Annotated in this window: 19 protein-coding genes; 5 read left to right on the top strand and 14 right to left on the bottom strand. The window is 48.8% G+C overall.

Annotation, left to right across the window (positions count from 1 at the left end):
- Positions 1 to 11: 11 nt before the first annotated feature.
- Positions 12 to 1,019 carry a biotin synthase BioB gene (gene bioB, locus K7B07_RS11540; protein ID WP_223709751.1) on the bottom strand — a complete coding sequence of 336 codons (1,008 nt, stop codon included), beginning with the start codon at positions 1,017 to 1,019 and terminating at the stop codon, positions 12 to 14.
- 84 nt (positions 1,020 to 1,103) lie between these two features.
- Between bioB and K7B07_RS11535 the strand changes: the two genes are divergently transcribed.
- Positions 1,104 to 2,594, top strand: a complete 1,491-nt coding sequence (locus K7B07_RS11535) for an aminotransferase-like domain-containing protein (protein ID WP_223709750.1) — start codon at positions 1,104 to 1,106, stop codon at positions 2,592 to 2,594.
- 8 nt (positions 2,595 to 2,602) lie between these two features.
- On the opposite strand, the gene K7B07_RS11530 is transcribed toward K7B07_RS11535, so the two are convergent.
- From K7B07_RS11530 to K7B07_RS11505, 6 genes are all read right to left on the bottom strand, one after another.
- The gene (locus K7B07_RS11530; RefSeq protein WP_223709749.1) at positions 2,603 to 2,905 is read right to left on the bottom strand and encodes a hypothetical protein; all 303 of its coding nucleotides are present in this window, start codon (positions 2,903 to 2,905) and stop codon (positions 2,603 to 2,605) included.
- A gap of 93 nt (positions 2,906 to 2,998) precedes the next feature.
- Positions 2,999 to 4,423: a Gfo/Idh/MocA family oxidoreductase gene (locus K7B07_RS11525; protein ID WP_223709748.1), complete on the bottom strand. Its 1,425-nt coding sequence runs from the start codon at positions 4,421 to 4,423 to the stop codon at positions 2,999 to 3,001.
- A gap of 366 nt (positions 4,424 to 4,789) precedes the next feature.
- Positions 4,790 to 5,182, bottom strand: a complete 393-nt coding sequence (locus K7B07_RS11520; protein ID WP_223709747.1) for an MGMT family protein — start codon at positions 5,180 to 5,182, stop codon at positions 4,790 to 4,792.
- Complete coding sequence (locus K7B07_RS11515) at positions 5,142 to 5,315, bottom strand: DUF5522 domain-containing protein (protein ID WP_262903557.1); 174 nt, start codon at positions 5,313 to 5,315, stop codon at positions 5,142 to 5,144. The genes K7B07_RS11520 and K7B07_RS11515 overlap by 41 nt, the downstream gene beginning before the upstream one ends.
- Positions 5,316 to 5,331: 16 nt before the next feature.
- Positions 5,332 to 6,036: a tRNA (guanosine(46)-N7)-methyltransferase TrmB gene (trmB, locus tag K7B07_RS11510; protein ID WP_223709745.1), complete on the bottom strand. Its 705-nt coding sequence runs from the start codon at positions 6,034 to 6,036 to the stop codon at positions 5,332 to 5,334.
- Positions 6,036 to 6,974, bottom strand: coding sequence for a DUF3078 domain-containing protein (locus K7B07_RS11505; protein ID WP_223709744.1), 939 nt, complete (start codon positions 6,972 to 6,974; stop codon positions 6,036 to 6,038). The genes trmB and K7B07_RS11505 overlap by 1 nt, the downstream gene beginning before the upstream one ends.
- A 124-nt stretch (positions 6,975 to 7,098) precedes the next feature.
- Here K7B07_RS11505 and K7B07_RS11500 point away from each other — a divergent pair, with 124 nt between their 5' ends.
- Entirely contained in the window at positions 7,099 to 8,256 is a 1,158-nt protein-coding gene (locus K7B07_RS11500; RefSeq protein WP_223709742.1) for an arginase family protein, read from the top strand.
- A gap of 38 nt (positions 8,257 to 8,294) precedes the next feature.
- Positions 8,295 to 9,347 carry a Gfo/Idh/MocA family oxidoreductase gene (locus K7B07_RS11495; protein WP_223709741.1) on the top strand — a complete coding sequence of 351 codons (1,053 nt, stop codon included), beginning with the start codon at positions 8,295 to 8,297 and terminating at the stop codon, positions 9,345 to 9,347.
- A 2-nt stretch (positions 9,348 to 9,349) separates the two neighbouring features.
- On the opposite strand, the gene K7B07_RS11490 is transcribed toward K7B07_RS11495, so the two are convergent.
- The 4 genes from K7B07_RS11490 to K7B07_RS11475 form a co-directional block, all read right to left on the bottom strand.
- Positions 9,350 to 10,933, bottom strand: a complete 1,584-nt coding sequence (locus K7B07_RS11490) for a hypothetical protein (RefSeq protein ID WP_223709739.1) — start codon at positions 10,931 to 10,933, stop codon at positions 9,350 to 9,352.
- A gap of 1,435 nt (positions 10,934 to 12,368) precedes the next feature.
- Positions 12,369 to 13,448: a hypothetical protein gene (locus K7B07_RS11485; protein ID WP_223709738.1), complete on the bottom strand. Its 1,080-nt coding sequence runs from the start codon at positions 13,446 to 13,448 to the stop codon at positions 12,369 to 12,371.
- Positions 13,449 to 13,611: 163 nt separating this feature from the next.
- Positions 13,612 to 16,236: a CHAT domain-containing protein gene (locus K7B07_RS11480; RefSeq protein WP_223709737.1), complete on the bottom strand. Its 2,625-nt coding sequence runs from the start codon at positions 16,234 to 16,236 to the stop codon at positions 13,612 to 13,614.
- Complete coding sequence (locus K7B07_RS11475; RefSeq protein ID WP_476739337.1) at positions 16,224 to 18,203, bottom strand: PKD domain-containing protein; 1,980 nt, start codon at positions 18,201 to 18,203, stop codon at positions 16,224 to 16,226. The genes K7B07_RS11480 and K7B07_RS11475 overlap by 13 nt, the downstream gene beginning before the upstream one ends.
- A 157-nt stretch (positions 18,204 to 18,360) precedes the next feature.
- On the opposite strand from K7B07_RS11475, the gene K7B07_RS11470 reads away from it, so the two are divergent.
- Positions 18,361 to 18,918 (top strand): RNA polymerase sigma factor, encoded by a 558-nt coding sequence (locus K7B07_RS11470; RefSeq protein WP_223709735.1) that lies wholly within the window; start codon positions 18,361 to 18,363, stop codon positions 18,916 to 18,918.
- The gene (locus K7B07_RS11465) at positions 18,915 to 19,631 is read left to right on the top strand and encodes a tetratricopeptide repeat protein (RefSeq protein WP_223709734.1); all 717 of its coding nucleotides are present in this window, start codon (positions 18,915 to 18,917) and stop codon (positions 19,629 to 19,631) included. Before K7B07_RS11470 ends, K7B07_RS11465 begins: the two co-directional genes overlap by 4 nt.
- A 21-nt stretch (positions 19,632 to 19,652) precedes the next feature.
- On the opposite strand, the gene K7B07_RS11460 is transcribed toward K7B07_RS11465, so the two are convergent.
- The 3 genes from K7B07_RS11460 to K7B07_RS11450 form a co-directional block, all read right to left on the bottom strand.
- A complete protein-coding gene (locus K7B07_RS11460) occupies positions 19,653 to 20,687 on the bottom strand; it encodes a glycoside hydrolase family protein (protein WP_223709733.1) in 1,035 nt (344 codons plus the stop codon).
- A gap of 104 nt (positions 20,688 to 20,791) precedes the next feature.
- Positions 20,792 to 21,544 (bottom strand): glycosyl hydrolase family 28 protein, encoded by a 753-nt coding sequence (locus K7B07_RS11455; protein WP_223709730.1) that lies wholly within the window; start codon positions 21,542 to 21,544, stop codon positions 20,792 to 20,794.
- Between the two features lie 28 nt (positions 21,545 to 21,572).
- A complete protein-coding gene (locus K7B07_RS11450; protein WP_223709729.1) occupies positions 21,573 to 23,054 on the bottom strand; it encodes a glycoside hydrolase family 28 protein in 1,482 nt (493 codons plus the stop codon).
- Positions 23,055 to 23,057: the final 3 nt, after the last annotated feature.

Here is a 23,057-nt window from a genome sequence, read left to right as displayed (position 1 = left end):
TAAGAAATAAATTAATTTAATGGTGTTCCGTCGGCTGACAACGCTCGCGGGTTTGGTTGCAATGGTTTTAGGCCCAGCCGCTCCAGTAGTTGCAGGTCCTCATTTACAGAAGGGTTGGGGGTTACCAGCAATACTTCTCTTTCACCCGTAAAAATAGAATTGGCCCCGGCCATAAAGCAAAACGCCTGCGCTTCCTCGGTCATTTCCACGCGGCCGGCGCTTAACCGCACCATTGCGGCCGGCATCAGGATCCGGGCTGTAGCGATCATGCGTACCAGCTCCCAGGTGTCCACTTTAGGCTGACCTTCCAGTGGCGTTCCCGCCACCCGCGCCAGGGCATTGACCGGTACCGATTCCGGATGCTCCGGTAATGTGGCCAGTGTGGTCAGCAGACCGATACGGTCTTCAGCTGTTTCGCCCATACCGATGATGCCGCCGCAACATACCGAGAGCCCGGCCTTCCGCACCGCGTGCAGGGTATCCAGCCGGTCCTGGTAGGTGCGGGTACTGATGATCTCGCTGTAAAAATTTTCTGAAACATCCAGGTTATGATTGTAGGCATACAACCCCGCTTGCTGTAAACGGACGGCCTGCGCTTCTGTTACCATTCCCAGTGTGCAGCACACTTCCAGTCCCAGTTCACTTACGGCCTTCACCATGTTCAGCACCCGGTCAAAATCCTTGTTATCCCGTACTTTCCTCCAGGCCGCTGCCATACAAAAGCGGGTGGCGCCGGCGGCCCTGGCTTTTTTTGCCTGCTGCACCACTGTTTCTTCCGGCAATAAGGCCTGAACCGTAATGCCGGTCTGGTAACGCGCTGCCTGCCCGCAATAAGCGCAGTCTTCCGGGCAGCCGCCGGTTTTAACGGACAACAGGGTGCACACCTGCACAGCGTCGGCCGCGTGCCATTCCCGGTGTACAGTAGCAGCCTGGTATACCAGCTCCATCAGCGGCCGGTGATAGATTGCTGCAACCTCTTCGGCGGTCCAGTCATTCCGTATTGTTTTTACAGCTTCCATATCAAGGGATAAGATCCTGTTATTAAAAAACCGGAGCAAAACTATTATCTTGCCGGATGACCGGGATAGTCCGGTTTTTAGATAATGAGTAGTCCGGTTGAATTACCATATAAAACCATTATCCCTCTCGACAGGGACAGCAGTACTCCGGTTTATCTTCAGGTAGTGCACCAGGTGATCAATGCCATCCAGCGGGGATTCTTACCCGGCGGGCAGCAGTTGCCCGGAACCCGGGCCATGAGCCTTTATCTCGGCATTCACCGGAAAACCGTGGTAGCTGCCTATGAAGAACTGGATGCCCAGGGCTGGATCACGACGCTTCCGAATAAAGGTACTTTTGTAAAACCGGCCTCCGGCCGGAGTGCCGGAAGGAAAAAGCTGGATATGGTCACTCTCACCGGCTACCCCTCCAGTACCGGTTTTCATTTTGAACGGAACAATATTCTGGATGTAGTGCAGGAAGAACAGGGGCACTCCCATTTGTTTACAGACGGACAACCGGACTATCGCCTTTCGCCCACCGACCAGCTGGCGCGCTATTATACGGCCACCTTACGCAGGAAAGTGAACCGGAAGCACCTGGGCTATAACACACTCCCGGGCAGCCCTTTTTTTAAAGCCCAGCTTTCTAATTTTTTAAACAGCACCCGCGGACTGCATATTTCTCCGAAAAACATCCTGGTGACACGCGGAATGGAAATGAGTATGTATGTGGCCGCCCGGACCTTAATAAACGCGGGGGATACCGTGCTGGTAGGCACACCGGGATATTACAGTGCAAACATGGCCTTTCAGCAGTCGGGCGCGCAGCTGAAGATCGTTCCGGTAGATGAGGAAGGGATCATCGTGGATGCAGTGGAGCGCATCTGCAAAAAACAACCTGTACGCTTGTTGTACCTGACCCCCCATCACCATTATCCTACTACAGTAGTGCTGAGCGCACAGCGCAGGATAGCGCTGCTGAAGCTGTCAGCGGCCTACGGTTTTATTATCCTGGAAGACGATTACGAATATGATTTTCATTATCAGAGCAGTCCGATCCTTCCCCTGGCCAGTGCGGATACTGAAGGCATGGTGGTTTACCTGGGTTCATTCGGCAAAACACTGGCTCCCGGCTTTCGCGCAGGATTTCTGATCGCCCCGGATAACCTGATTGCAGAAATGCAAAAAGTACAGGCCATCATCGACCGGCAGGGAGACATGATCATGGAGCAGGTACTGGGTGAACTCATCGCCGAAGGCGAGATCCACCGGCATTTAAAAAAGACCCAGAAGATCTATCAGGCCAGAAGAGATCATTTCTGCGGATTGTTACAGGAACAACTGGGAACCGCACTGCAGTTTTTCCCGCCGCCGGGCGGGCTCGCTGTATGGACCCGATGGGATAAGGCGGTCAGCCTGCTACGTGTAAGCAAGGCCTGCGCAGCCATGGATCTGCAATTGCCGCGGCATCTTCTTTACCAGACCAACCAGCTCAGCGCCATGCGCCTGGGTTTTGGGAATTTTACAGCTCCGGAAGCCTTATTAGTGCTGAATAAGCTGAAACAGGCTGTAGAGCAGGTACTGGAACGCTGATGTCTTTGTTAACGGGGAACAGGCCGGGTCTTGCCCTCCATCCGGTCGGTGTACTCCACACTTCCCAGCCGCACCCGGAAAGAGGTCTTTGTTGCTTTTTCCAGTTTCCATTCCTGGCGGCACATAAATCCCAGCCGCTGATAATATAAGGCCGGATAAGCTACAGGCTTTACCGTTTGTGCGGCAGCTACCGGTTGCATACTCCCAAATATCCCGGCAGTATCTTTTTTTGCAGGATAAGATCGCGTAACCTGTTGTGCCTTTACCTGCAGGCAACAAAAGCTCAAAACAGGAAAAAGAAACCGTAGCATCTGTTGCAATAATTGTACTTCAAAAATACACTACTTATACCGGATCCTGTTGTTCCGGGGACCCTTTTTAGCAGGCCCCCCGGGAAACAGTGGTTATATCTTATAATAATCCTCCCATCCCTTACGGGGAGGTATGCCTGTTAAAAAGGCATCAGCAAATGCATTATTGGTAATCCTTTTTGTAGCCCGGTCAAATTTAATTGGCTGGTTTAGTCGCTGCGCCATTACCCCCAGGCAAAATACCTGGCTTAGCGGGCCGGCTATTTCAAAAGGCGACCGGGTTTTCTCTTTGCCCTGACAGGCCAGCAGGAAGTTGGCAAAATGATTGGACGGGCTCTTGGGCACTTCCGGCAGTTTGGACTCCATCTCCTTTGCTTTTTCTGAAGGAATAATGCTCAGCGTGCTGGCGTGGGACCCGCCTTTGAATGTAAGCGTTTTGCTGTAGATCTCCTTACCCGGGTTCAGCTTTGCTGCCTGGATCTGTTTGCCTCCTACTGTAGGAATGCTGGAGTCCAGTTCTGAAATACCAAATCCTTCCGGAAGTTTGGGTTGATTATTAATACCATCATACCAGGTGATCACCACCGGCGGCATTTTTTTCCGTTTGGGGAACTTAAACTCGATGGTGCTGGACATAGGATAAAAATAGTCGTTATGCCCTTCCAGTTTCAGCGGATTTACTTCTTCCGGCAGCCCCAGGTCCAGAAACTGGTGCGCTGTGTCTAAAATATGTGCGCCCCAGTCGCCCAGTGCTCCCATACCAAAGTCGTACCAGCAGCGCCATTGGCCATAATGAAAGTCTTTATTAAAATCGTGGTAAAGCTGGGACGATAACCAGGTATCCCAGTCAAGGGTTTCCGGAATCGGCTCAGCTACCGGGAATTTTTTTATGTTGGTATCCCATCCGTGCCAGCGCCGGGGACTGTTCATATGTGCCGTGATGGCTGTAACGTCCTTAATGATCCCGGCTTCCACCCATGCCTTGAATTGAAAATAATTGGCTTCCGAATGTCCCTGGTTACCCATTTGGGTGACCACATTCGGGTATTTCTTTGCGGCCTTTATCATCAGCTCCACTTCATGAAAGGTGCGGGCCATTGGTTTTTCTACATACACATGCTTCCCCAATGCCATGGAATGCACCGTAATGGGGAAGTGCGCAAAATCAGGCACAGCAATGGTCACTGCATCTATGGATTGCGCCATTTTATCATACATCTTCCTGAAATCCTGGAACTGTGTGGCATTGGGAAATTTGGCAATCGTTGCCTGTGTGTGTTTGGCTCCCATATCCACATCACATAAGGCCACCACATTCGCCAGGTTGGTCTTTGCAAAATCCCCGATAATTTCTGCACCCCGGTTACCAATACCGATATGTGCCAGGTTCACTTTGCCGTTCGCGCCGATGATGCGGTTGTAGCTGGAGGCGTTCACTTTTGTAAACAACCCGCTGAGCGCCACACCTGTTGTTGCCAGTGCGGTCTGCTGTATAAACGTTCTTCTTGTTGTACTCATTCCTGTAAATTATATTGTCAAACAATCCATAAGCTGCCCTGTTGTAAAACAGCAAGCGTTTTCTTATTCCATTTAAGATGGAAGCGAATTTATGTATTTTAAGCGTTGAGACGTAAACAGACCGCGAAATCGTTATAGTTAATTCCGCATACCAGCATCACTGATAGCTTACCTTCTGCTGGAGCGTGATACCTCTTACGAAGCGCAGGAGTGTTGTAGGCAAGCGTTATAGCGCCCCTGCCTTACCTTATGATCCAAGCCTACAGCTCTTTGCGCTGTATTGATGGCTCTGATCAACAAACTGAAGTTGTTGTTGGAAGCTGAAGCCAGGCGCTGCCTCTTGTTTTACATGAAATAGGCTGTTAATTAAATCAGCTCGGCCAGCGGATCCCAGAACCGGGTTTTAAAATCCACAACCTTATCATTTTTTATTTTCACCCCTTCTTTCTCCAGCAGTTCCTGCATCTGCGTGGGGGTTTTAAAAGCATGTTTGCCGGAAAGCAGGCCCGTACTGTTCACCACACGATGCGCGGGAATTTTGGGTTTTACCCTTCCGGCATTGCTCATGGCCCAGCCCACCATCCTTGCCGATTTTCCCGAACCGATCGCTTTGGCAATCGCTCCGTAGGAAGTTACCCTTCCCTTGGGGATCTGGCGTGCGATCTCGTAGATCAGGTCAAAAATACTTTCTTCCGTTTTACCCGAAGGCCGGAGGGCCTTAAGTCCCGGGCGGCTGCCGCTGTTTTTTTTCACGCTCATTCAGCAACTGTGTTTTTTTGGGTTCAGGAACATTTTCATAATCATACGGGCAATGCAAACAGCCGTTGCTGCAGCAATAACCCCGTTGTAAATGATACTTGGCGGTAAATACCAGTTTACCATCCTCATTCATATAATAATCTTCCCCCTCAGTCAAGCTCATACCGGATCGCTTCTTTTAACTCCAGGTCTCTTTCTTCCCCGGCAAGCACTGCCGGCAGCCGGAAGGCAAGGTAATGGATCCGGTTGCTTTCCGCTATATCCAGACTTTCATAATAGGTCTTTATCCTCAGTTCTTCGGGAAGCGCTGTTTCTTTATAAAGATCATCACTGTCCTTTAAAACCGTGCATTGATACATTTCCAGTACTTCTTTTGTGAAACGGTGCAGGCTGGGACTGTCGGTTTTGAGGTGAATGATACCATCGGGCTTTAGCAGCTGTTTGTAGATCCTTAAAAAGCGCGGATGGGTCAGTCTTTTTTTTGCCTTTGAAAAACGCAGCTGCGGGTCCGGAAAGGTGATCCAGATCTCACTCACTTCTCCGGGAGCAAAATACTGGTGCAACTGTTCGATCTGCACTCTCAGAAAGGCCACATTATCCAGCTCTTCCCGGAGCGCTTTTCTTGCCCCGGCCCATAACCGGTTTCCTTTTATATCCACCCCGATAAAATTCCTGGCGGGGTACAGACGCCCCAGACCAAGCGCATATTCTCCTTTTCCACAGGCAAGTTCCAGGGTAAGAGGGTATTCATTTTTAAAATGGTTCTTCCAGTTTCCCTTTATATCGCCGGGAAACTGCAACACATTATTAAATGTGTTCAGCTCTGCAAAACGGACCAGCTTTTTTTGTGCCATTATCGGTTGCTAAAGCGGTAAGAAAGTCCGATACCCAGCATCGATCGTATCTGTGGCCGCGCTGATTGTCCATCAGGTCCGAAAAGACGGGCATCATCATCATAGATCAGGTCCAGCGCATAATTGATCGCAAAAAGCTTACCCAGCTTCATCGTCAACAGGTTGGTCCAGTATACATCGATATTCTGCGGATTTTCGAGATAGTTGGAATAAAAGTCCGCGCGGCTCTTGAACGAAATCGATTTACTGAACTCTTTAAAGAAGTTAAGGGTGGCAAAAGCACCAAATTCCGTTTTTACATGTTTGCCGGTATCCACACCATAGGCACCCCGGGAAGAGAGTGAATCATTCATCACCACTGTCCAGCGGGCCGTTACCGGGGAAACAAATATAGAAAAATCCTTTGTGGGCTTATAGGTCACACCAGGGCTCAGCAATACGTAGGCCGGTGAGAGAAATTGTGAAGTAAGCGTTCTTGATGAATCGGTATAGTCATACCCTTTCAGCATCTGTGAGCGGAAATTGAACAGCACACCCGCATCCCATTTTTTACCGATATCATAGGCATATTTTGAAACGAGATCAATACGGTCATCATTTTTCCGGGTACCCAGCGAGGTGGTATTCATATACCCCAGATTCAGGTCCAGTGTGTTGTCCCAATGATGCTTTCCTTTTTCATAAAAGGCATAGGCACTCAGTAATGAATTCAGCGCCAGTGAAAATTTGTCACCGCCCGCAGACCAGTTGCTGAGGGATCCCTGCGCTATGTTCAGGTTAAAAACGCCGCCGGTTTTCCAGGTTTTTTTTGTGGTGTCGCCGGGGTCTTTTGTAATTTTCCGGTCGGCATCTGCTTGTAATTTTTTAACGGTTTCGTCCTGGGCATGCAAACAAAAGCTAATGTTTAACAGGAGGGCTATACATAAAAACTTCCTCATAGTGATTGATTTTGGCATCAAAAATACGTGTTCCATTTTTAAAACCGGGGAAACACGGCGACTCTTCGTGCATAATACCGAAAAAGTTTATGAACGGTTCTTCAAATCTTTATATCTTGCAAGCATGTCGGATCACATGAATATTGAAGCATTCTTATCGCCGGTGAACCTCCGGGAAATAGCCGGTGACGAAAGTTACAAGCCCAATCAGATCGGCAGCAGCATTGAGCTTCATGAAGAATTTTTTCCGGATCTGGAACATACCGAGGTCGTGCTTATCGGCTGCGGGGAGCAGCGGGGCAACGGAATCCTCGGCGCGCCCAGCGCAGCACCTGATCTGATCCGCAGGCATTTTTATTCCTTGTTCTTCTGGCATGAGGGCATCCGGATAGCGGATATCGGTGATATCCGGCAGGGCGCTTCTTATTCCGACACGATGGCTGCGTTAAAAACCGTGATCGCGGCCTTGATAGAAGAAGGTAAGATGGTGATCATCCTTGGAGGCTCGCATGATCTTACACTGGCACAGTATGGCGCCTACGCCACACACAAAACCATTATCGAGGCCTCCGTGGTGGATGCTGTAATCGATCTGGATATGGAATCGCCGTTTGTCAACGACCATTTTCTGATGGAGATGCTTACCGGGGAGCCCAATTATATCCGTCATTATAATCATATTGGCTTTCAGAGCTACCTGGTACATCCGGGAATGCTGCAGACGCTGGATAAACTGAAATTTGATTTCTACCGGGTAGGGCACGTAAAAGAAGATATCGAACAGATCGAACCGGCTATACGAAGCAGCCAGCTGTTCTCCTTTGATATTAATGCGATCGCCAACGCCTATGCGCCTGCCAACCAGCTTACCCCTAATGGTTTAAATGGTGAAGAAGCCTGTATCCTCATGCAGTACGCCGGAATGAGCGCCGCTGTTAATACCATCGGCATCTATGGATACGATGTAAAAAAAGACCGGGATGAATTGACCGCCCGGCAGATCGGTCATATGCTGTGGTATGCGCTGGATGGCATCCACCGCAGAAAAAAAGAAGCGGCGCTTACCGATAAAGAGGCATTTAACGAGTACCAGATGATCTTCTCTGAAATTGCCACTACTTTTTATCAAAGCAAAAAAACAGGGCGCTGGTGGATGGAGCTTCCCGGTAACCAGCTGGTGCCCTGCAGTTATAAAGACTATCTCCTGGCCTCAAAGGACGAGATCCCCGACCGGTGGTTCCGGGCACAGCAGCGGGACATTTCATTACCAGGCAGGCAATAGTCCTTTTCCATCAATACGTCCTTTCAAAATCAAATACAATGAGCCATCCAATTATTACGGGAATCGCATCTTTTGGCATGAGTGGTAAATTATTTCATGCCCCGTTTATCAACGCCAACCCGCACTACGAGCTGAGGGCAATTGTGGAACGGCATAAAAACGATTCCCGTGAACGGTATCCGGATTCAAAATTATACCGCTCTTTTGAAGAGCTTATCGCTGATCCGGAGATCGAACTGGTGATCGTTAACACGCCTGTTCAAACACATTTTGAGTACGCGGTAAAAGCACTTGAGGCCGGAAAAAATATCGTGGTGGAAAAACCGTTCATGGTTACGGCAGCCGAAGCGGAAACGGTAGACGGCCTCGCCAGGGAAAAAAATCTTTTTCTGAGCGTTTATCAGAACCGCAGGTACGATGGTGATTTCCGCGCCATTAAGGATGTAGTGACGGAAAACATGCTGGGCGAACTGAAAGAAGTGGAGCTCCGGTACGACCGCTACCGCACCGGCCACAGTGGCAAGGATCACAAAGAGGGGGATAAACCGGGGGCAGGCAACCTGCACGACCTGGGCGCCCACCTCATCGATCAGGCCATCCAGCTGTTTGGAGCTCCCGAGGCGGTTTTTGCCGATGTGTTCACCATGCGTAAAAACATGGAGGCAAACGATTATTTTGAAGTACTGCTGTATTACCCCCGTCCGTTCCGTGTGCGTATAAAAGGAACCGTTTTTGCAAAAGAATCGCCTTATCCCTTTATTTTACAGGGGGAGAACGGAACCTTCCTGCAACAGCGCTCCGACCTCCAGGAAACAAAGCTGCTGGAGGGCGTTGTTCCTTCCATAGAAACCTGGATCACAACACCGGAAGGTTTTGACGGGGTGCTCCACACCACCATCAACGGGGAAGATGTAAGGAAACAGACCCGGTCCGAGATGGGTAATTATATGGATTACTACGAAGAGGTATATGAAGCCCTGCGCCACGACCGTCCCAACCCGGTACCGGCTTCCGACGCGATCCTTACCATGAAGGTGATTGACGCTGCCCTGCAAAGCAGCAGCGAGCGGAGGGTAGTGCCCCTGAGCTGATATCAGGTTAACTTATCCTCATGCACCGGAACCACTTTCCGGCTGCGTTTGCTTTCCCGGAATTTCTGTTCGATAATCGTTCGCATCGGCTTGCGCTCCACCTTGCTTTCCAGCCAGGAAATAATATCCAGGTAAGCAAAGGAGCGGGTTTCATAACGGTTTTTCTCCAGGTGTTTTACTTTATCCAGGAACCGCTCAAATTCGGGTATCAGTTCCCTGCTGGTAAAACGGAAAGACCCCCGGAAGAACCGGAAGATCTCCTGCTCAATTACCGTAAGGTTTTTCATTTTGGACATATACCGGAAAACCGAACGGGTCAGGGAATCCATCAGTTCGAGGTTTCCCATTTCATAATGCGCCAGCAGGTGCACCAGCCGTGCGTAACACTGCAGGTCGGTCCGCAGCTCCGAAGAGTCGTTGATGATCTTCTGAAGATAGTCGATGCTTGTGCTGTAGTCTCCGGAAAGGAAATACAACATCGCGATCTTATAAGTGATCACCATCACCCGGTGGCGGTCCAGGAACAGGTTGTACTCGGCCAGCTTGTCTTCAATATAGGGTACTTCCCGGAGTCCCGCAGCCGTTTGGCCGGTAATGGTGAAGTAATTGATCTTGGCGCTGGCGATATATACAAATGATTGTACCCGGAAATTTTCATTGCTCTGTACCCGTTTTGTATGACTGAACTCCTCGAACCGCTGCAGATCGATGCTGAATTTCTCATAATTCCGCAGATCAAAATGCGCGTTCAGCAGGTTGTGATACCCTTTAATAAAATGGCCGGTTTCCGTACGCTGCATATTGGGCTTTTCATAGAACAGATCCACCCATTTCTGAACATACCGGTAGTATAAAAGAAAATCCTGCCGTATAAAGGCAAACCAGGTATAACTCTGATAATAATACAGCCGTTCGTAAAACCCCTCCTGCTGTGCAGAGCCGGAAGGCAGGTTCTGCCGGAAAAACTTCTTCACCTTATCCTCCTCCACCTCGTTACGGGCATGGCCGTTGGCAATATAAAACCCGTACACCTGGAGGGAAAGGTTCGAAAGCCGGGTGACCATGTTCAGCTTGGTGTTCACTTCATTCGATTCCTCTGCCAGCTCGTCCATCCGGCTGACAAAACTGTCAGTAACGTTTAGTGCCTCAATGCGTTTTTCCAGCGACAGGATCTGGGGAAGAAAAAAGAATTTCTGGTTAAGCTTGGCCATTTCCTTGGCTTTATCGATCACCCTCAGGCTCTGGTAGAACAGGCCCTTTTTATAAAGGATATGTGCAGAGTCGAACAGCTCATTTAATTGAAGATCAAGACTTTCGCTGCTTTTTAACAGTCGCAGGCCTGCCAGTATTTCTTTGTAAAGATGCGACTTCAGATTGGACAGTTGGGGCTTGGTCACATCCTTTAGTTTTTTCAGCACCAGCTTTTCATCATACTGCTGTAATTTGTCCAATGCGTCAAATAGCTTGATCACTTTAAGGTCCTCGTTACCGGAACTCCTGGTAATATAAAGCTTAAAATGTCGTTTCTCAGACTTCTCCAACGATTTTATCAATTGAAACAGGATGTCTCCCGGCTTATTCGGCATAATGACAAAGTTAAATGCAAACCTTCCAAAAAATAGCAGCAATGCCCAAAATCACCTTGGGCATACGCACGAAATTACGCTGTAATCCAATACAGGCGGGCATTTTAGTTTTTCTATAACAGGTTAGCCATACAATATCCCTTCAATAGTTGGTTTGGACTGCCCGCTAAAAAAGGGCTATCTTTGTGTAACAATTGAAGGGATAGAAAAAGTGAGACAAAAGCTGTAGGCAGCACACCGAAGAAGTTTTTAAGTTTTTTCATATGGCAAGCAATCGTTAGAGGTCAGTCCGTTTCTACGGAAGGACCTTTTTTGTTTCCAGAACATTTTAAAGGCCATCAATCTTTTCAATCATCGTTATATAGCGGGCTATTGAAGCAGTGTCATCTTCATAGGAAAAAAAGAAAGCAACCGTCAGAGGCAATCAAACTTAGAGGTCATCTCCGAATAACCCGGGGGGTTATTCAGCTGTAATAACGAACTTGATACCGGTTAATAAAAAGTTAATTGATTACAGGCAACTAAAATAACAGTATTTTCTGAATTCAGGCTTTTTTTCCAAAACATTTTTTTAAACTTTTCGAATTTATCCATTGTTTAAGCATTTATTTATACAATTTTCAATGATTTTTTCGTTGTCATTTGTGCCTTGGATATCCGGGCTGTTTTTTGCCGGAAGTGGCTGCTGGTAAGCCTTTCAGCAGGTTTTACTTCAATTGAATATGATAGAATACACCTTACATTGTGTTTTTGAATGTGTAAAACGCACCTAACTTTGTGTAACAATTGAAGGGATAGAAAAAGTGAGACAAAAGCTGCAGGCAGCACACCAAAGAAGTTTTTTAAGTTTTTTCATATGGCAAGCAATCGTTAGAGGTCAGTCCGTTTCTACGGAAGGACCTTTTTTGTTTCCGGCAGGTGATAAAAACAAAAAAGCGAATTTTTGTAAAAATCCGCTTCTGTTCATTTTAGGCTGAGACAATCGTTAGAGGTCATAATGAGTTTGTTTCATGGTTAAATTTGTAAGCACTAAAATAAGGGTTTATATTAACAAAATGTTAAGCTAACAACTGTTTTTTCAAAAATTTGAAATTTTTCCCTGATTTTTTAATTTCCTTCAAATGCTGATTGTTAAGCATTGGCTGTTTTTTGATTAAAACCTATTGATATTTAAATAATTCGCTTTTTTCCATGCCTGCAAAAATGACATTGTTTTAAAATGGCATGAATTATGACTATTTTTGTATCAGAAGTTATTCATTAACTTTTTCATATGGCAAGCAATCGTTAGAGGTCGGTCTGTTTCTACAGAAAGACCTTTTTTATTTCCGGGATCTTTCCAATGCTTTTTTTTGCTTTTTTTTGCTCAATTAAAAAAGGGTGCTGTAGAGACAGCCCCCTTAGGAATTGATGGATACGGTTTACAAACACGCCATTATTTTGAATTCATCTGCTGTATAAGCTGCAGCAGCTGGGTTTCAGAAACCTCCTGCAGGTTGAAGGTGATCCCCATAAAGTTCTTTCCCGCCGCAGGGGTAATGGTCACATCCCGCATTTCTGCATAGAACTTCCCGTTTACCGCGCTCATGGCCAGGAAGGTTCCGTTCACGCCTTCCGGAATACTGTTCTGATAGCTTAGCAATCCCTCTTTTCCGGCAATGGGATTAAAGATGGGGTTGTATAGTTTTACAATCGTATTTACGCCGGCCACTTTAAAGAACAGCTGTGTGGGATCCTGACCCGAATAATTATTGCCGGTCTGGATATTGAACTTATCCCCGAAATAGCCCAGCACGGTGGTTTTTGTACCGCCTACGTTGTACAGGGCATCACAGTTTCTCCAGTCGCCCAGGTTATCGAGCGGGAAATAAGTGGTGGACACACCGGCAACACCAAAGGAGCCGGGGATCTGCGTCCATTCCATTCCTTTTTTGATCGTGTAGGATTGGGTGATGGTGGTTAATATGTTTTCATGGTTGTAGCCGCTGGTCTCGGTATATACTGTTGTATCTCCGTCCCACATGGGTATGTCCCGGTTAGCGCCGTCTGCATTGGCGGCTCCTACCGGTGCTACAACAGCCGGGGGTTTTTGCTGGGGATTCAGCGCCAGTTGTTGCCCGTTCTGCGCTGCGGTCACCATTGCTTCTCCAAAGGTTTCCAGTAGCTTTCCATCGCTGGTTATGGTAGGTTTATCGCCAAGGATCATTTCACTTGCCCTGATAAAGACCCGGGCCGAGACGGTCACATTACCGCTCACCACTGTTCCGTCGGGCTTTACAAAGGCATTGGGTCCAAAAGTGATCTTGGTGCCGTTCTGTAACGTAAGGGTACCGCCGCCGGCAGCATCCACGGTAAATTTCTCGTTCTCCGGTTCATTATCCTTAAAGAAACGGATCATTTTTTCCACATCTTTGTGATGATCGTAGGGCAGGTCTACCGGGGTATTGTCTTTTTTACAGGCAAATAATAAGGTTGCAATTGACCCGAGCAGCAAAGGGAGGATATTCTTTTTCATAAACACTGTTTTTTAATTGTTATAAAAGGGTTTCTGTTTTGATATCATTTATCCCGGAGAAATGTTACCCTCTTTTCCAGTGTTTTTATTTTTTTTAAACAGACTACTTCCGCCGGTCTTCCGGCAGAAGTGCAATTTTGAAACGGACAGGAATCCTGACCGGCTAAAGCAGTTTTTTATACCGCAAAACAAGTGCGGTGATCGCCATAGCCGCAGCAATGAATAAAAGCGACAACAGCAGCGCGGAAGTCTTTTTTTGCCGGAGCAGCACGAGCTGGTTATTTCCCTGGTAGCAGTAGGCGGCCCAGTACAGCGGATTTTGGGCGGCTATTGTGGGATGTTCCCCGAGATAAGCGACGCGCGCCTGCTGCAAAGCTACAACCGGCGCTGCGCCTGCCGACAGGGCCTGGTAAAAGTCCCGGATCAGTGCGCCCGAAGCAGCATCATCCACTTCCCAGCGTGAGGAGAGTACACCATCAACACCTTTGCTCAGGAGGATCCGTCCCAGGCTTTGCATGCCTTCGCCCTGGCGGAGTTCTCCTGAACCGGTTTCGCAGGCGGCCAGCACCACCAGTGGTGACCGGGTGGTAATGTATTGCAGCTGCCCGAGGTACAGTTTGTTTTTTAATACAAGATAGGGCTGTCCTCCGTTATGAGCCACAGCATGGGCCGCCAGGTGTATCACGCTTCCGGAATTCAATGCGGCCATAAAGGAGGAATCCGTGGTTTTTTCAGCTGCATACCACCGGGTGGCAAAACGCCGGTTTAAAAACGAGGCTTCTGCGGCCGATTGCGGAAGGGCAGGAAATCCCAGGTGCGGCTTTTCAAAGCTGAACACCGCAACCGGCCGGGAAGACGGTTGTTCCATACCGGAGAATGCCTGCTGCAAAAAGGTAAAGCTGTATCCTATAGCAGCGGTGGCACCCCAGTATACCGGCTTACCGGCTTCAATGCTGAGTGCTTCAAACGGCAGGTTGTGTAACTCCCCGTCGGGCGCGATCAGGACGGTACCGGGAGCGGCTTCGCACCAGGGGTTCCAGGTGTGAAGCAGTGCTGAGGACCGGCTGAAATACCCTTTGGGATCCTGATTAAAGGCTGCAGGACCGGTATAGAAATATGTATGTATAAACCGTACCAGTTCCTGTCTTCCCGCTGTAGTGGCCGTATCCAGCCGGTGCTGAAAAACGCCGTTCCGGATATGGATGATGTACGAATAGCTGTCGCCGAGGTAGTAGCTGATCAGTGTTTTTTGCCGGCCTTCTTTTTGTACCCATTTTTCAAAAGCAGCATACGACGGCAGTGTCAGCAGCGCGTTGCGTTCTTTAAGGTTCAGGTTGAATTCCAGTTGCCGGATGTTGTTCTGCAACTGCTGCTTATAGGCCCCTTCGGAGGTTTCAGCAAGCAATACATACAAGGAACGCAGCTGATCAACCCATTTGTTATTACGGGCCAGCAATGATTCCTGTTGCCATAAAGCGGTCCGGCGCTGTTCATTGAGCAGGCGGCGTCCTTTTGACAGTTCCGTAAGCCACAATGCTTTCAGGAGGTATTGCTGATCCTCGTATTGGTCAAACAACTGGTGATACAGTGCTATGGCAGTTTCAGAATATTTCCGGTTGGCATAGGCCGCAGTAGTGCTGTTTAGTGAAGCCGGCAGCAGCTGTTCCGTATAGTAATCATTCAGCACCGCTTTTTCATACCAGTTTGCAGCAGCCAGCGGATCCTTGTAAAGCAATGCGGTAGCCACTCCAAAAAGTGCCGTCGTCACTTTAAAATCAGGGTACAGTCCTTCTTTATTGAGACGGAAATACTGTAGTGCTTTCTGGTGCCAGGCAAAAGCGCTATCGTACCGGCCTTTAAGCAGGTAGGTATTTCCTGTTTCTATGGCGGTTTCCACCCTCAGTTCCACATTGTCTGCAGCCGTATATTTTTCTATACGCTTCAGGCAGATCAATGCCTCATCGTGCTTTTTCAGCAGGTTGAGGATACGCGCACGTGCCAGCAGGGTGGTTTGCACAGCTGTTGTGGTGAGCGGCATTTTCTTACCCATCTGCAATGCATACTCATTCCAGATGCGGGCACTGTCGCGGTTGCCCGTCTCAATAAAAAACTCGGTATTCAGATTGTATAAGGGTAATGCTGCTGCATCTCCCGGAGCTGTGCTCCTGAGCCCCGCAGCGATGGTATTGCGGAAGGCGCTGTCGTTCCGCATGCGGAAATAAGTCGTGGCCAGGTTCAGATAAAGACCGGGTATCATTGTATTCCGGTCTGCCGCCAGTGCTTCGTCTATGGCCCGCTGCTGAATAAAAACGGCCCTGGAAAAATCGCCGAGCCGTGTGTAATTATTTCCCAGGGGCTTGGCAATAAATTCCTCAAAGTCCATTTCGCCGCTTAATTCCGGATCCCGCTTATGCTGTTCATAAAATTCATAGGCCTGCTCATACCAGTTAACAGAAGCCGGGATCTGGCGCTGTGTCAGCAAATGCCAGCCGGTATTAATGAGCAGGTTGAAACAGGCCAGCTTCTCAGCCGTTGTCCGGGGCGGGCGCCAGAGTGCTTTCTTCAGGAAGCTTTCGCGGCTGACAGCCAGTTCCGGATGGGCATCCAGCTGGTCAAAGATAAAATTGGCGCAGGCCTCCAGATCATCTTTGTGCTGCAGCTGACGGCAGGTCTGCTCCAAAGTGTCGGATACAGGCGCAGCGGCGAAAAATAACAGCAGCAGCAGACTGCCCGACAGACAGCGGAGCAAGGTGCCTCCCCGGGGTCTTCGTATACCTAGAACCGCCATCCTGCGTAAAGAAATCCGTAGCCGGTATTTTTGTTATTATAATAATACCTCAGACCCAGGTGGGGGCCGAGTTTTATCTTTCCCAGTTGTATATCTATAAATGGCTGTACCCGTATATCGGAAAAGCTCTTTATTTTTTCAGCCGCCTGTTTTTTATATTCCTCAACCGTTCCATTGGCAGAAATGCCATAATAGGTCAATTCATTTTCAGTATTACCTCCCATATCGACAGTAACACTGATACCCGCACCTGCTGAAAAATAATTTCCAAAATTATGACGCAGCTGCACCGGGATCAGTTTGAGCTGGGAAACCGAATTGGTAACCAGCGAATCCAGCCGATTATAACGGAGTTCTTTCCTGCCTTCAATAGCAATGACCCCATCCTGGTTAAAGGTATAATTACCGGTACGGGTCTTTATGCCCTGTTTGTAATACAGCTCCAGTTGCAGGAATGGCCGGAACGGCGTAAGCGGTGCAATTGCCAGACCGGTCACCAGGCCGTCACTCACCCTTCCCTCACCCCAGGCTTTTTCAAAACCTGCCATTACAATGGGAGACAGCCCCTTTCTAAACCGCCCCGTGGCGTAATTGGTGATGATCGGTTCATTTTTATCAAAATAGATCGCCGTACGCGCTTTGAACGGAACAGGATCCAGTTTCTTCTTTGTTACAATGGAAAACTCCATAAACCCCTTGGTGCTGTCCTTATCCTCCACACCCTTTTGATTGGTACCGGGAAGGTAGATGCCATGAAAGGTAAACCGTACGCCGGTTTCCTTTTTCTCCAGCTCCCAGCAGCCGCGTTTTTCGCCACCGGGGGAACAGGGACTGCAAAAAGGGGAGAGATCCTTTATTGCCACGGTCTGCGGATCCAGCGCCGCGGGAGTACTGATCTCCAGCGCCACCTTGCGGGCGGGGCCTTTCCCGGTATTCTGGAACCGGACCTTATAGGTAAGCTCTTTGTGCCTGCTTAAAAAGCGATAACTCAGCCGGCCCCCTTTCAGGTTCATCTTATTCGGGTCGTGCGAATTGACCACGGGGATGTTGAGACGGTGCATGACGGGATTCCCTTTTTTGGGAACATATACTCCGGTAACGGTCACCGTTGCATTGGTGTCTCTGATCATCTCGGGGGTTACCTTTAATTCAGCAAGGGTAAAATGAGCAGTGCCCGGCGCCGTAGGGCCGAGTTCCACCACATAACTGTTCTTATACAACAGCATCGTGCTCATCAGTGTGCTGTTCGCTTCTGCATAGTTTTGAATTTTAACCACCGATGAAGGCGGACTGCCGCTTTCTGTGATTTTTAATTGTTTCCCGGGTTCAAGGGCGGTCATAGGGTCCGGCATTACCGGGACGGAGCTGTCGCCACGGTTGAAAAAACGAAAGCCCTTATTCTCAAAACAGGTCTGTTCAAAGATCTTTTCATTTAAGAACAGATACAGTTTGCCCTGGTCTTCCTCTGTACCCGTATTCTTCCAGCCGGCCAGTAATACCATGGTATCATTGGGTTTGGCCATGCAATTGTATTTCAGCTCAAATACCCCGTTGGCCTTAAAAAAATCCTTTTCAGCAACCGAAACGGACGCAACGCTGTTATCCGCTTTTGCCGCAACTTTTATTTTTTTCCGTTCCGGTTTTTTACCGTCGTCATAATTATTCACTGCATATAAATACACATCGTAATCCCGCGCTTCCGCATAGCGGTGTTCCGGCGATGACTCGGTACTGAAATGCCCGTCACCAAAATCCCACAGATGAGTATAAAAAGGCTCCGGAGCACCCGGGATCTGTGTCAGGGCCGGCAACAAAACGGAAAATTTAAATGTGTCTGCAGCTGCGGCTACCCGGATGGAGCTATCTGCCACTGACGGGGAAGGGGGCACTTCCTGGCTGTAAAGCTTACTCCAGGCAAATACTGCAACTATCAAAAATAGTTTTGGCCTTAGTTTATATTGTCCCATATATGCAGATCAACCAATCGCGGGAATTGTTACCCTTATAAAAAACATTCTTCATGGTAAATATATTTAATATTTTTGAGATTCAGGGGCGGGGCGCCAACAGATGCAGCGCTCCTGTACCGGAACATACAACATTCATCTTATTAATTTTAGAAGATTGCACCAGGACCAACGATATATTGAAGCCCTACGGAACAATGATGCCGCACTGTTATCTGAGATCTACCAGAAGTATGCACCCTCCATCGCCGCCTACCTGAAATCAAAGGGTGCAAGCACAGAAGAAAGCGGTGATATTTTTCAGGAGGCGCTGATCGATATTTTTAAACTGGCATCAGATGGCAATTTTGTGCTTACCTGCCCCTTTGAAGCATTCCTCTTACTGGTCTGCAAACGAAAATGGATCAATGCTCTTAAGAAAAAATCACGCGCGGGGGTAACAAAAAGTCTGGATGAGGGATATCACTATCTGAAAGACGATGCAGATGCGGAGGCCACAGCGCATGCCGACCAGCTGGAAAAAGAGCACCTGGTGATGCGCCTGCTGGATCAGCTCAGCGAACGCTGCCGGGAGATCATACGGGCCTCCTATCTCAGCGACTCACAACAACAGCTGGCTGTGCAACTGGGGGTTAGCTATGCATACCTTCGCAAAAAGAAATCCATTTGTATGTCTGAATTAATTGAATTAGTCCAACACAACCGTGCACAATGAATCTGTATGAACAAATAGAGGCCTATATTTCCGGAACGCTTTCTTCAACAGAGCGTGCAGATTTTGAACAGCTGCTGGCCAACGATCCGGAAGTAAAAAAAGCGTATGATAACTGGCAGGAAACGGCAGCCATCGTAGAGAAACACGAAACAGCGGCCAAACAGGTACCGGAACTACGGTCATTACTGGAGCCGCTTACCCGGGAACATTTCTCCGGGAAACCAGCGGCAACGGTCCGGCAGGGCCGCGTCCGCAAACTGGTGCTGGCTGCAGTGGCCGCCGCAGCGGTACTGCTCCTGTTCCTTTTCAATCCTGCAGGTATTGACCGTTACCCGGTTACCCCCATGCCCAATGTAGTGGTAAGAGGTGCTGCCAGCCAGGATAAAGAAGGAGGGCGGCTCTTCAACGAAGCGCAATATGATAAGGCCTTACCCTATTTAAAACGCGATGCCACCGCCAACCCTGATGATGTGATGGCGGCCTTTTATTATGGGGTCTGCCTGTTGAAGACAGGGAAGCCTGCTGATGCATTGCCGGTGTTTGAACAGCTCCTGCAAAACAGCTCTGCCTTTCAGGAGGACAGCTATTTTTTTGCGGCGCTCTGCGCTTATAAAACGAGCAAAAAGGAACTGGCCAAACAATATGCTACAGCGGTTCCGCCGTCCAACCTCTATTATAAAAATGCGCAACGTCTTTTAAAGAAACTGAAATAACCCGCACCGGGAACAGCTGTTTTATTTTTGACGGGCTTTCCAGGACAACCGCTCCGGGTCTCCTGCTTTTTTGAGTTTTACTTTTATTCGTGCCACTTCATCAAAGCGTCCGGATGTATTCCCTGTGTAATAGATCCAGAATGTGTCATCACCGGCAGGAATGATACTTTGTGGTGTCCGGATATTGATAATGGATCCCGTTAGCGGAACCTCCAGGTACGACGATTTCCAGTGTAAACCGTCTGCAGACCAGGCATAGCCGATGCGGTTGCTGTTGCTTAACATAGTAAGATCGTCATACACACACAGGTATATTCCGCTTTTCAGGGAAATGACAATGGGATTTTCCGCATTTTTAAAAACAGGATCACCCGGTATTCTTGTCCATTTTCCTTCAAGGCTGTCCGCCTGCGCGAGACCCACATACCAATACGATGCGGCATCGGAGCTTCCGTAAAATGCCAGCCATTTTTTGCCGGCACGGAACGGATAAAAAGAATCCGTGCCCTGTATGCCTTCCCATTCGTTGCGGACCGTATCTGTTACTCCGATAACCGTTCCCCTCACATCCATAAAAGGGCCTGCCAGTCCTTTCCGTCCGTGCTGTACCGATACCGCCCGGAAAACCCTTCCGTGAATGGTGCCATTGGTTTCATAGCCTACATAAAAAAGATTCCAGCGCCGCTCGTTTTTATTATAAACAGGCATGGGCGACCAGATCGAATACCTCGGATCACTGGGTGCAGCGGCCGATGCCTGAACGGTACCCGAACGCTGCCAGTGCTTACCATCCCTGCTTTTCCAGTATCCGGTTCTTGTTTGCACCCATCCCGTCACTTCTTCGGTCACAAAAAGATGGAAGCGATTCCTGTTCCGCAGCACGGTACCCCCTTCAAACCCGTTCTTATTTCCTGCAGCACCAGGATGCTCCCGGGTGATCAGGGAAGCTTCCGCCGGTCCTTCCACCTGCAGCGTGTAGCTATCGGGTTGTGCAGGGAGTACACCCGTATTGCAGCAGCCCAGGAACAGGATCAATAATTTCCGGAAATAACTCATAGAAGATCGTCTATCCGTTTTTTAAAGAGGAGCGCTCAGATGAGCCGGTACATTAAAAGTGCTGCCGGTAACAGCGCTATTCTTTTCTTCAAATGCTGATCTTTTTACATTTTCCCTGAGCCCGGCTTTATGGATTTCCCCTCCGGGTCAATGGTCCGTTCAATACGCAGTTCCTTATTCTGAGTCGCTTCAATGGCAGGGCGCTGTGGTACATCAATAAAACTATCTTTTATAAGGATCCCTGAAGAACCCTTCAACCGGATACCTCCTGCGCCCGGCACCTGCCGGCTGGATATATTTACGTGTTCCACCACCACATTACTGCATCCGTCAAATACCTGGGCCCTGCCGCATCCGTTCCATAGGTTAACAGAATCGATCCTGATATCCGAACAGTTGGTAAACCCGAGCAATGCCGGGCGTTCGCCCTTTTGAGATTTCAGGTACCCGTTTTTTTCCAGCATCGCAAGCCCTGCCATTACCACCGGTCCGTTCCCTTCAATAACGCCCTTGCCGGAGATACCGATATTTTTTTGTCCGTCGGCACCAATGATGGCTTTTATGGTACCGGAGCTGTTGTAGTCATAAACAGAAGCGGCGCCCACGATCACGGCTCCTTCTTCCAGTTTGATGTGCACGCCGGACTTTAGCTGTACGCCTCCGGTAACATAACGCCCTACGTAGAATACCAGCCGGCCGCCACCATTCTCATGAATAAAATCAATGGCCTTTTGTATGGAACCCGTATTGTTGGTAACGCCATCCGACAGGATCCCAAACAGCGATGCGTTGTAATCTTTAGCGGCTGCGCCGGATGACAACAGTACAAAAAACAGCAATATTTTTATGACGCGCATGTTCAAATGATTTTACAAATCCTCTAAATTATTTTGACCGGGTGGTATTGTGCAGGAACACCTGTTTCTTTTTTCCCGCCCCGGGTTCTGTTACATTGATCTTATCCAGGGCTGCTCCTTTTACATCATCCAATACAATGGCAGGACGGTAATCGCCTTCCCTGGCTCTTAATGTGATATTGCTGAAGCGGATGCCGTCTGCATGACGGACATAAAATCCCCAGGCAGGCAGTTCTTTAAACTGCGAGAACTCCGGATAGGCTGCCGGCATCTCCGGGATGCTTTCGAGCTCGGCCTTGCTTAGTCCGCGCCGGGCATAATGCGGGTTTCCGCCGCCGGGGTAAACGATCTCTATATTCTCCAGTGTTACATCCTGTATCCTGTACTGCGGCAGTCCGACAATACTGGCTGGTGAGATATTCCGGGGCAGGTCTTCTATGGGTCCTTCATAACTATAGCCCGCATCCGGCTTGGTGGCCGGCACTTCGGCATAAACATTGGAGATACGGATGTTTTTCATATAGGGTTGCTTCCCGTTGCTCCACCGGTCGCCGATCCGCAGGTAGATCACGTTGCCGGTGTTGATCGACCGTACACCATCCACCACAATATTCTCCACCAGTCCGCCATCCACCGCGGCAAAGGTGATCGCCGAACGGTAGGTATCAATTATTTTCAGATTTGTTACTTTAAAGTTCCGGAAGCCGCCGCGGGAAACGGTTCCGAACTTGAGACCGTTGGCGCTGGACCTTCCGGTACAGTTATCCACGATCACATTCTGGCAGATCTTCGCTGGATCGTGCGATTTAAAACAGATCACATCATCCGCCGCATCAAAATAGGAATTCCGGATTACCACGCTGTCGCAGTCCACCACATCGATCCCGTCATTGTTCCAGTAGTTCTTACTGTCCACACGGATGCTGTCCACATACAGGTTCTTACACTGATCATAGGTCTGGTTCCAGCTGGCCGGATCTTTGAGCGTGGTCCCTGTGATGCGCACATTATTGCATTCACGGAAATAGATATTCTGCGGTCGGTTGGTCTCATTCGGGCGGTCGTATTTCAGCGGATCGGTCACTAATCCTTTTTGAATATTGGCCACCATATTGTTGGCCGTACGGAAGCCCCTGCCATCGATCATTCCCCCGCCGGTGATCCCGATATTGTCCTGTTTGATAGCAAAGATCAGGGAGGTCCACCCGATGTATTTATTCTTTTCGTAGTCGAACGGATTAACAGAACCCAGTAGGACCGCTCCTTTTTTCAAATGCAGGATGACATTGGATTTAAGAAAGAGCGTACCGGTAAGGTATTGTCCTTCCTCAAATACCAGCCGGCCGCCACCGTTCTCATGGATATAATCGATCGCCCCCTGTATGATGGCGCTGTTCAGGTGCATCCCATCTTTCTTTGCGCCAAAGCTGAGCACATCATAATCCCTGGCCTGTACGATGATCGAAAGGCTTAAAAGCACCGTGGTCAAAAAAACAGTTATTCCTCGCATAGT

Origin of the sequence: Niabella beijingensis (genome assembly GCF_020034665.1) — a bacterium.
Classification (GTDB): domain Bacteria; phylum Bacteroidota; class Bacteroidia; order Chitinophagales; family Chitinophagaceae; genus Niabella; species Niabella beijingensis.
The sequence above is the reverse complement of the archived record's forward strand: the minus strand, read 5'-3'. Positions and strand labels throughout refer to the sequence as shown.